This window comes from Thalassolituus sp. UBA6592 (assembly GCF_002433655.1).
Taxonomy (GTDB): domain Bacteria; phylum Pseudomonadota; class Gammaproteobacteria; order Pseudomonadales; family Oceanobacteraceae; genus Venatoribacter.
Genome location: NZ_DJIO01000074.1, coordinates 1 through 9,726, shown reverse-complemented (window position 1 = coordinate 9,726; position 9,726 = coordinate 1). Strand labels below are relative to the sequence as shown.

The 9,726-nt window shown below is 52.8% G+C and carries 7 protein-coding genes and 1 tRNA gene; 5 read left to right on the top strand and 3 right to left on the bottom strand.

Translation table 11 applies throughout. The annotated features are described in order from the left end of the window. Position 1: 1 nt before the first annotated feature. Positions 2-85: transfer RNA gene (locus B2Z72_RS07255), tRNA-Leu, on the bottom strand. 166 nt (positions 86-251) lie between these two features. Between B2Z72_RS07255 and B2Z72_RS07250 the strand changes: the two genes are divergently transcribed. The 4 genes from B2Z72_RS07250 (at position 252) to B2Z72_RS07235 (ending at position 4,815) form a co-directional block, all read left to right on the top strand. Continuing rightward, positions 252-1,268 (top strand): AI-2E family transporter, encoded by a 1,017-nt coding sequence (locus B2Z72_RS07250; RefSeq protein WP_296985303.1) that lies wholly within the window; start codon positions 252-254, stop codon positions 1,266-1,268. 95 nt (positions 1,269-1,363) lie between these two features. Continuing rightward, positions 1,364-2,056, top strand: coding sequence for a response regulator transcription factor (locus tag B2Z72_RS07245; protein WP_296985302.1), 693 nt, complete (start codon positions 1,364-1,366; stop codon positions 2,054-2,056). Then, entirely contained in the window at positions 2,056-3,405 is a 1,350-nt protein-coding gene (locus B2Z72_RS07240; RefSeq protein ID WP_296985300.1) for a HAMP domain-containing sensor histidine kinase, read from the top strand. The genes B2Z72_RS07245 and B2Z72_RS07240 overlap by 1 nt, the downstream gene beginning before the upstream one ends. 147 nt (positions 3,406-3,552) lie before the next feature. Then, positions 3,553-4,815 (top strand): malic enzyme-like NAD(P)-binding protein, encoded by a 1,263-nt coding sequence (locus tag B2Z72_RS07235; protein WP_296985298.1) that lies wholly within the window; start codon positions 3,553-3,555, stop codon positions 4,813-4,815. A gap of 77 nt (positions 4,816-4,892) precedes the next feature. Here B2Z72_RS07235 and B2Z72_RS07230 read toward each other — a convergent pair whose 3' ends face one another. Together B2Z72_RS07230 and typA are read right to left on the bottom strand one after the other, a co-directional pair. Beyond that, on the bottom strand, positions 4,893-5,651 hold the full coding sequence (locus B2Z72_RS07230; RefSeq protein WP_296985296.1) for a substrate-binding periplasmic protein: 759 nt from the start codon (positions 5,649-5,651) through the stop codon (positions 4,893-4,895). 145 nt (positions 5,652-5,796) lie between these two features. Beyond that, complete coding sequence (gene typA / locus B2Z72_RS07225; RefSeq protein WP_296985293.1) at positions 5,797-7,614, bottom strand: translational GTPase TypA; 1,818 nt, start codon at positions 7,612-7,614, stop codon at positions 5,797-5,799. Between the two features lie 644 nt (positions 7,615-8,258). On the opposite strand from typA, the gene glnA reads away from it, so the two are divergent. After that, entirely contained in the window at positions 8,259-9,665 is a 1,407-nt protein-coding gene (glnA, locus tag B2Z72_RS07220) for a glutamate--ammonia ligase (protein WP_296985292.1), read from the top strand. Positions 9,666-9,726 lie beyond the last annotated feature (61 nt).

The window sequence follows — 9,726 nt, the reverse complement described above, 5'->3', positions numbered from 1 at the left end:
GTACCGAAGGGGGGACTCGAACCCCCACGCCTCGAAAGGCACTGCCCCCTCAAGACAGCGTGTCTACCAATTTCACCACTTCCGCGATCAGGGCGCGAATAGTATAGAAGTTCATTCAGGATGCCAAGCTCGCCGGTGAATAATTCAGCGGCGAAGCTAAGTGATCCTGAGATGATGAGTACGGGACTCGCGCACGCTGGTCTGAGTCGTGTATTCTCTTGGGCCTTCAGGGAGTACAGGGTACGGGAAATATGTCTGTCGATAAAAGTCTGGCCGGAAATATTCTGATGACGGCTGCCTCAGTGGTGATCGTCATCGCTGGTATTAAAAGTTCAGCCAGCATTCTGATTCCGTTTCTGCTCGCTATTTTTATCGCCATTCTCAGTGCGCCGCTGATGCACTGGCTGACCCGGCACCGGGTGCCGGAAGTGCTGGCGCTGTTGCTTATCCTGGTCGGCTTCCTGTTGTTTGGCAGCCTGCTGGCCACCTTTGTTGGCCGCACTATTAATGCCTTTTATCAGGACATGCCGCTGTACGAAGATAAACTGCAGGCGCTGGTCAGTACTTCTGTCAGCTGGTTACAGGGCAGAGGCATCGACGTTGCGGATAATATTCTGCGTGAATACGTGAACCCCGGCGCCGTTATGAAAATGGTCGCCAACGTTTTTAACGGCCTCGGCGGGGTGCTGGCGAATACCTTTCTGATTTTATTTACGGTGATTTTTATTCTGCTGGAGGCCGCCGGTTTCCCTAATAAAATGCGCCGGGCGCTGGGTGATAAAACCCTGGCGGTTGAACATTTCTCACGCTTTTCTCAGCTGGTACAGAAATACCTGGTGATCAAAACCCTGGTGAGTTTAATGACCGGTGCGACCATTGGTATTGCGCTGTGGATTATCGGCGTTGATTACGCTGCCATGTGGGCGCTGGTGGCATTTCTGTTGAATTATATTCCCAATATCGGATCTATTATTGCAGCCGTGCCAGCTGTGCTGGTGGCGCTGATTCAGCTGAGTGTTGGGGAAGCCATCCTGACGGCGATTGTCTACGTGGTGGCTAACACCTTTTATGGCAATATCGTTGAGCCAAAAATGATGGGGCGTACACTGGGTCTTTCCACCCTGGTGGTTTTCCTGTCTTTGGTTTTCTGGGGCTGGGTGTTAGGGCCTGTTGGCATGCTGTTGTCCATTCCGTTAACCATGGTGGTCAAGATTGCTTTCGAGGTAAATGACCGCACCCGCTGGCTGGCCACTCTGCTGGATCAGTAAATATTCCTGAACCAACATACCTTGGCAAAGAAGGGTAAAGTCCTGTCACGAAAACAGGCATCAGGGATACACTGTGGCCGCTACCGGAGGAGATTATGAAATCCATTTTACTCGTCGATGACGATTATGAACTCGGAGAGCTGCTGACAGAATATCTGTCAATGGAAGGCTTTGAACTGACTGTCGTCAACGACGGGAAAAGCGGTTTAAATGCTGCGCTCGAAGGGCAATTTGATCTGATGTTACTGGATGTGATGTTGCCTGAAATGAATGGATTTGAAGTGCTGCGCACCCTGCGTGAAAGCTCATCATTGCCTGTGATTATGCTGACGGCCCGCGGCGAAAGCGTCGACCGGGTGCTGGGCCTTGAGCACGGCGCCGATGATTATATTCCCAAGCCTTATCATCATCATGAACTGGTGGCGCGTATCAAGGCGCTGTTCCGTCGTATCGAACTGAGTTCTGATGGCATTCAGAACGCTGAGGCGGAAGAGCTCTCAGTCGATGACATTGTGCTGCATCTGGGCAAACGTCTGGTGACCAAAAGTGGTGAAGAGGTATCTCTCACCGGAGCTGAGTATGGCGTTCTGGAATGCCTGATCCGCAATATTGGTGAGCTGGTGGATAAAGATACTCTGTCGATGGCCGCTCTTGGCCGTCCGTTAATGGCGTACGATCGTTCCATCGATATGCACGTCAGCAACCTGCGTAAAAAGCTGGGTGAACGCCACGGCAATGCGGAGTGGATTAAGACGGTGCGCTCGCGCGGTTACATGCTGGTGCCTTGATGCGCTGGTACCACTCGCTGTTCCTGAAAATCTTCCTGTGGTTCTGGTGCGTGATCTTTCTCGCCATGGGGGCCGCAGTTTTCACCTACGAGTGGATTGGTAATGACTATCTGCGGCCAGCGACGCAGCGCGAAGTGGCCCTGCTGGTCGATCAGATGGAACACGAGCGGCCGGTGATTGCCGAAGGCCGCCGCCTGTGGCGCTCCCTGCGTCCGGGCTGGAATCTGGTGGCTGCGCCTGTCGATGCTGTCAGTCAGCTCCCCCACGATCTGGAAGAATTTGCCGATCAGGCTGCCAACCGCCGCGAAGTGCTGTGGGGGCAAAATGATGGTTGGGTGATGGTCGGGCCGTTGCAGTACGACGGCTATCTGTACCTGTCGGTTACCCGCACTGAACTGCACAATGTGCTCGATAATGAGCATCGCTGGCTGGTACCGCTGACGGTAATTCTGGTGGTGACTCTGCTGTGTTTCCTGCTGGTTTGGAACCTGACGCGGCCAATCCGCCGTCTGCGTTCTACCGTGCGCCAGCTGGGACGCGGAAACTTCGACGTATCCGGGCTGGAAGCGGACCTGCATCGCCATGATGAAATCGGCACGCTGGCCAATGATGTGGCGGACATGGCCGATGCCCTGCAGCGTCTGCTGCATTCCCATCAGCAGTTACTGCGTGATGTATCCCACGAATTACGCTCTCCCCTGACCCGTCTGCAGATCGCACTGGGGATTGCCCGTAAAAAAGATACCCATCAGACGCTGGCTGCGGAGCATCAGCGTATTGAGCGGGCGGTTGAGCAGGTCGACAGTCTGATCAGTGATATTCTCGATCTGGCGCGGCTGCGTCAGGCCAATAACAGCACACTGCAGACCGAAAAACTGTCGGTCAGCGCGCAGGTGGGTATCTGGCTGCAGGACGCGGCACTGGAGATTTCGCAGAAATCCCTGGTGCTGGAAACCTATCTGCCTGCAGCTGAGGTGAAAGCCTCCTGGGAATGGATGCTGGTGGAGCGGGCCTTCGATAACCTGCTGCGCAATGCCATCCGCTTCTCGCCCGCGGATTCCGTGCTGCGGGTCGGTGCCGCTCAGCGTGGTGATGAGATTGAACTATGGGTTGCGGATTCCGGGCCGGGGGTTGCGGAAGAGGATCTGCAGCGCATCTTTGATGCCTTTGTGCAGGTCGATACTGCCCGTTCTCACACGCATTCCCGCTCCCAGAGCTCCGGTGGTTATGGCATTGGACTGGCGCTGGTCAAGCGCATTGTTGAACTGCATGACGGAAAAATTACTGCGGAGAATATTCATCCCGGATTGCGTGTAACTATGCGTCTGCCAAAGCATATAAGGTCATGATTCAGAACAATTAAGTGCCTTTCCATGCCATATTTGCTGGAAAAGGGTATTGGATTTTGGTAGAAAGTACGCCCCTTGCGCCCCTGTGTCCTGGACGATGTTGCACAGTCGGCAATTATTACAACGCGACAAGACTGGATGAGCACTATGTCAGAAGATTTAAAACAAGCAGCTCTGGACTACCATCAGTTTCCTAAGCCAGGCAAGATCAGCATTGAACTGACCACCCCGGCTAAAACCTCCCGTGACCTGTCACTGGCCTACAGCCCTGGTGTGGCTGAGCCGGTTAAAGAAATTGCGGCAGATCCTGAAAATGCCTACAAATACACAGCGAAAGGCAACCTGGTAGCGGTTATCTCTGACGGTACTGCAATTCTGGGTCTGGGTAACCTGGGTCCTCTGGCTTCCAAGCCGGTAATGGAAGGTAAATCCCTGCTGTTCAAACGTTTCGCTGGCGTTGATTCCATCGATATCGAAGTGGAATCTGAAAGCCCACAGGCCTTCATCGACACCGTTCGCCGCATTGCGAACACCTTCGGTGGTATCAACCTGGAAGACATCAAAGCACCTGAGTGTTTTGAAATCGAACGTACTCTGATTGAACAGTGTGAAATCCCGGTATTCCACGATGACCAGCACGGTACTGCGATCGTAACCGTTGCCGGTGCACTGAATGCTCTGGAAATCGTTGGCAAGAAAGTAGAAGACGCAAAAATGTGTGTACTGGGTGCCGGTGCCGCTGCGATCTCCTGCTCCAAGCTGCTGATCCTGGCCGGTATGAAGCCAGAAAACATTTTCATGTGTGACCGTAACGGTGTGATTCACTCCGGTCGTACCGACCTGAACCAGTACAAGCAGGCATTCGCTGTTGATACTGACAAGCGTACCGTTGACGATGCGCTGGCTGGTGCTGACATCTTCCTGGGTCTGTCAGGTCCTAACATGGTGACTGGCGAACAGATCAAAGCGATGGCTGAAAACCCGATCATCTTCGCCTGTGCCAACCCGGTTCCGGAAATCATGCCGGAAGTGGTTGCTGAAGCACGTCCGGATGCCATCATGGCAACCGGCCGTTCTGACTACCCGAACCAGGTGAACAACGTACTGGGCTTCCCGTTCATCTTCCGTGGTGCTCTGGACGTTCGCGCCAAAGTGATCAACGAAGAAATGAAACTGGCTGCTGCCAAGGCTCTGGCTGGTCTGGCAAAAGAACCAGTTACTCAGGAAGTTCTGGACGCTTACGGTCTGGATTCTCTGGAGTTCGGCAAGGAATACATCATTCCTAAAGCCGTTGACAGCCGTCTGCTGGGTGCTGTGTCTACTGCTGTGGCTCAGGCTGCAATCGACACTGGCGTTGCCCGTCAGCCGCTGCCAGCCAACTACCCGCTGAAATCCATTTCTGATATCTGAGTCTGTGGATTAACGCGATAAAAAAACCCGGCCTGTGCCGGGTTTTTTTATGCCTGTTCGCTGAGTGTGCGGGTTCTCTATTGGAACAGATACTCTGACAGCAGGCGGTCGTATGCGGTGATGATCTGCTCTTTTTCACCGGATTCAGCCAGGCTCTTCATGCCGGCGTCAAAGGCATTGCGCAGCTCTGAGGAGTGGAAAGCGGTGAAGTATTCGGTGCTTGGAAACAGAGCGTGCAGCTCAACGTCAGAGCGCAGGTTGGCATCTTCCGGTGCTGCCCGGCGCAGACGGCTCATAAAGTAGCGGAAGATCATACGGTCGATGATGATGACGTCCTTTTCTTTGTTGAACAGCTGTTTTACCTGCAATTGCTGGTCAATGAATTCCGTATATTCGGGACTTTTGGCCACGGTGGCGGCAAACGGTACTGGCAGCAGTTTGCTGGCGAGACTGAAGGCTCCTATGCGGTATTGCTCCAGCTCGCTGACTGAGGCCAGCCGTATCTTATTTTCTTTCAGTGTCACCGCGTGATTGTGGAACACCAGCAGAGGCTCATGGGAGAAGTAGGCTCTGGGGGTAACGTCTTTGTTGGTGATACAGAGAATATCGAGCTCACCACGGTTGAAGCGTTCAGCCAGTTCCGAGTTGGAGCCGTAGTAAACTTCAACCCGGTAGCCCTGCAGGTGCATGGCGCGCTGCATCAGCTCCAGAGCAATCCCGCGGTTATTGTGCTGAATAACATACGGTGGCAACGAATTTCCGCAGCCCAGAGTGAGTTCGGTGGCTGCTGCCAGACCGGGCAGAAGCAGTATGGAAAGAAGGATAAGTAAGCGCATAGCAGCAGACTGTAGCAACCGGTTTGCAACTACTATAGACCGGCTTTCGTCTGACAGGAAAACGAATGTGGGCAACGCCCGGTACAGGAAATAAAAAAGCCGGCAATTGCCGGCTTTTTAAGAGAACAAAGGTCAGTCGTTAAACTCAGCCTTTCTTAGCGCGTTTACGCTCGTTCTCGGTCAGGAATTTCTTACGCAGACGGATGCTTACTGGCGTTACTTCTACCAGCTCGTCGTCTTCGATGAATTCCAGCGCCTGTTCCAGCGTGTGCTTAACCGGTGGTGTCAGCACGATGGCTTCGTCAGTACCGGAGGCACGCACGTTGGTCAGCTGCTTGGCTTTGGTTGGGTTAACCACCAGGTCGTTATCACGGGAGTGCAGACCGATGATCATACCTTCGTACACTTCAGTCTGAGGACCGATAAACAGACGGCCACGATCCTGCAGAGAGTACAGGGCATAACCCAGCGCTTTACCGGCAACCATGGAAACCAGTACACCATTGTGACGGGTAGAGCCGAGGCTGGTCTGTACCGGACCGTAGTGATCAAACACGTTGGTCAGAATACCGGAGCCGGAAGTCAGGGTCAGGAACAGACCGCGGAAACCGATCAGACCACGGGCCGGAGCGATAAACTCCAGACGTACACGACCTTTGCCGTCCGGAACCATGTTGGTCATTTCCGCACGACGGTTACCCATCTCTTCCATAATGGAACCCTGGTGCTCTTCTTCAACGTCGATCACCACCTGTTCGTACGGTTCCTGCATGACGCCGTCAATTTCTTTCTGCACAACTTCAGGCTTACCGATGGCCATTTCGAAGCCTTCGCGACGCATGGTTTCAATCAGAACCGACAGGTGCAGTTCACCACGGCCGGAAACCTTGAATTTTTCAGGGCTGTCGCCTGGCTCAACACGCAGCGCCACGTTGTGGATCAGTTCCTGATCCAGACGGTCCTTGATGTTACGTGAGGTCACGAACTTACCTTCTTTACCGGCGAACGGAGAATCGTTCACCTGGAAGGTCATGGATACGGTTGGCTCGTCTACGCTCAGTGCTGGCAGAGCCTCAACATTGCCCACGGCACACAGGGTGTCGGAGATGTTCAGGCCATCGATACCGGATATACAGACGATGTCACCGGCGGTCGCTTCTGCTACGTCAACACGGTTCAGGCCGTGGAAGCCTTTTACCTGCTGAATACGGCCCTTACGGACTTTGTCATTCAGATCGATCAGCTGGATGTCGGTACCTGGCTTCAGGCGGCCACGGGTAATACGGCCAACACCGATAACGCCGACGAAGCTGTCGTAGTCCAGAGCGGAAACCTGCATCTGGAACGGACCGTCGATTTCAACTTCCGGTGGCTGTACGTGATCAACGATCATCTGGAACAGCGGGCTCATGTCTTCAGCCATATCGTCCGGATCGTTACCGGCAATACCGTTCAGAGCGGAAGCGTAAATAACCGGGAAGTCGAGCTGTTCTTCGGTTGCACCCAGGCGGTCGAACAGGTCGAAGATTTCGTCCATTACCCAGTCAGGGCGTGCACCCGGACGGTCGATTTTGTTGATTACAACAATCGGACGCAGGCCACGTTCGAAGGCTTTCTGAGTTACGAAACGGGTCTGAGGCATCGGGCCGTCAACGGCGTCTACCAGCAGACATACGGAATCCACCATAGACATTACACGTTCTACTTCACCACCGAAGTCGGCGTGTCCCGGTGTGTCCACGATGTTAATGCGGTAGTCGTTCCAGCGGATGGCGGTGTTCTTCGCCAGAATGGTAATGCCGCGCTCTTTCTCCTGGTCGTTGGAGTCCATCACGCGCTCGCCGCCCTGGTTGCGGTCCAGCGTACCGGATTGCTCCAGCAGCTTATCAACCAGGGTGGTTTTACCATGGTCAACGTGCGCAATGATGGCGATGTTTCTTAAGTTATTGATTTCGTTAGACATATTTCAAGTTTAGCCTGTGTGTGCGTCATCGTTCGCACACTTTCATGTACGCTCTCTGATGCGTGGATGCAGCTCGGTTACCAGCGTAAATTCATGATCGCTGAGGCCGGTTTAGCCGCCACTGAAAAAAAAGGTACCGGATTGTACATTGTCTGACCGCGCGGATATACGCTGGGCGGAAAATAAGTCCGGATATCGGCGAGAATGGCAGACGCTTCTTACAGATTCGGGACAAACCATTTCGGGTTTATGTGTCAGCAGAGAGTCTTAAGACAGAGACGTAAATGCACAATCTTTTTGCCTGAATGCGACGCTGAACCAGCAATCTGTACAGTAAAGAAGCGTAATCTTGCCCTGAGGCGCACTTTTTGTGCTTTCCCCCATGTACCCGGAAGAGATGCTGAACCTATAATGGGCGAACATGTTCTGGCTGGTCAGTTCTGTTTAAATTTGTGCATCAATATGGTGCGAACACCATTGTTTTTGCATTTTTGCAGTGCGTTAGTGTTGTCGGGTGGGCATTGTAGCCCATTAAAACCGTGGGTTTCGGCATTGCCCAAAATGGCACACTAATTGCTCCAAGACCGAGCATGGAAAAACGGGGCAACCCGAATCAAAATGAACCAGCATCTGGAGACAACAAGATGTCAGAGAACACTCTGAATTTGATCAAAGAAAATGACGTGAAGTGGGTCGACCTGCGTTTCACCGACACCAAGGGTAAAGAACAGCACGTTACTATCCCTGCTTCATACGTTGATGAAGAATTCTTCGAAACCGGTCAGATGTTCGACGGTTCTTCTATTTCCGGTTGGAAAGGCATTAACGAATCCGACATGATTCTGATGCCAGACGATTCTACCTGCTTCCTGGATCCGTTCACTGAAGACGCAACTCTGGTTCTGCGTTGTGACATCATCGAGCCTTCCACTATGCAAGGCTACGAGCGTGACCCACGTTCCGTTGCAAAACGCGCTGAAGCTTACCTGCAGTCTACTGGTCTGGGTGACACTGCGTTCTTTGGTCCAGAGCCAGAATTCTTCATCTTTGACGACATCACCTGGGGTCAGGACATGCAGGGTTGTTTCGTTAAGATCAACTCTGACGAAGGTGCATGGGCAACTGCTTCTGTAGTAGAAGGCGGCAACCTGGGTCACCGTCCACGCGTTAAAGGCGGTTACTTCCCGGTTCCACCAGTGGACAGCATGCACGACATCCGTGCTGCAATGTGTAACACCATGATGGCTATTGGTCTGGACGTAGAAGTTCACCACCACGAAGTAGCTAACGCTGGTCAGAACGAAATCGGTGTTAAATTCAACACTCTGGTTAAGAAAGCTGACGAAGTACAGATGCTGAAATACGTTGTTCACAACGTTGCTGCTGCATACGGTAAAACTGCTACCTTCATGCCTAAGCCAGTTGTTGGTGACAACGGTTCCGGTATGCACGTTCACCAGTCTTTCTGGAAAGACGGTGAAAACCAGTTCGCTGGTGACGGCTATGCTGGCCTGTCTGAAACTGCTCTGTTCTACATCGGCGGTATCATCAAGCACGCTAAAGCACTGAACGCGTTCACTAACCCGTCCACTAACTCATACAAGCGTCTGATCCCAGGCTTCGAAGCACCAGTGATGCTGGCATACTCTGCCCGTAACCGTTCTGCTTCTATCCGTATTCCTTACGTTGCGTCTCCTAAAGGCAAGCGTATTGAAGCACGTTTCCCGGATCCTACTGCTAACCCATACCTGGCGTTCGCAGCAATGCTGATGGCTGGTATCGACGGTGTTAAAAACAAACTGCACCCTGGCGATGCAGCAGACAAAGACCTGTACGATCTGCCAGCTGAAGAAGCTGCTAAGATTCCTCAGGTTTGCGGTTCTCTGCGTGAAGCGCTGAGCAGCCTGGAAGCTGATAAAGAGTTCCTGACTGCCGGTGGCGTATTCACCGAAGACATGCTCGAAGCTTACATCGAACTGAAAATGGAAGAAGTGTACCGCGTTGAGCACACTACTCACCCAGTTGAGTTCGATATGTACTACTCTGTTTAATCTTCGGATTAGATCAGATAGAAAAGAGGCCGCTTATGCCACTGCTGTCCCACAGTTTGGG

What these genes read in the sequence shown, in the direction of transcription:
- B2Z72_RS07245 (WP_296985302.1), top strand. Translation starts at nt 1,364, where the DNA reads ATGAAATCCATTTTACTCGTCGATGACGATTATGAACTCGGAGAGCTG.
- B2Z72_RS07240 (WP_296985300.1), top strand. Translation starts at nt 2,056, where the DNA reads ATGCGCTGGTACCACTCGCTGTTCCTGAAAATCTTCCTGTGGTTCTGG.
- B2Z72_RS07250 (WP_296985303.1), top strand. Translation starts at nt 252, where the DNA reads ATGTCTGTCGATAAAAGTCTGGCCGGAAATATTCTGATGACGGCTGCC.
- typA (WP_296985293.1), bottom strand. Translation starts at nt 7,614, where the DNA reads ATGTCTAACGAAATCAATAACTTAAGAAACATCGCCATCATTGCGCAC.
- glnA (WP_296985292.1), top strand. Translation starts at nt 8,259, where the DNA reads ATGTCAGAGAACACTCTGAATTTGATCAAAGAAAATGACGTGAAGTGG.
- B2Z72_RS07235 (WP_296985298.1), top strand. Translation starts at nt 3,553, where the DNA reads ATGTCAGAAGATTTAAAACAAGCAGCTCTGGACTACCATCAGTTTCCT.
- B2Z72_RS07230 (WP_296985296.1), bottom strand. Translation starts at nt 5,651, where the DNA reads ATGCGCTTACTTATCCTTCTTTCCATACTGCTTCTGCCCGGTCTGGCA.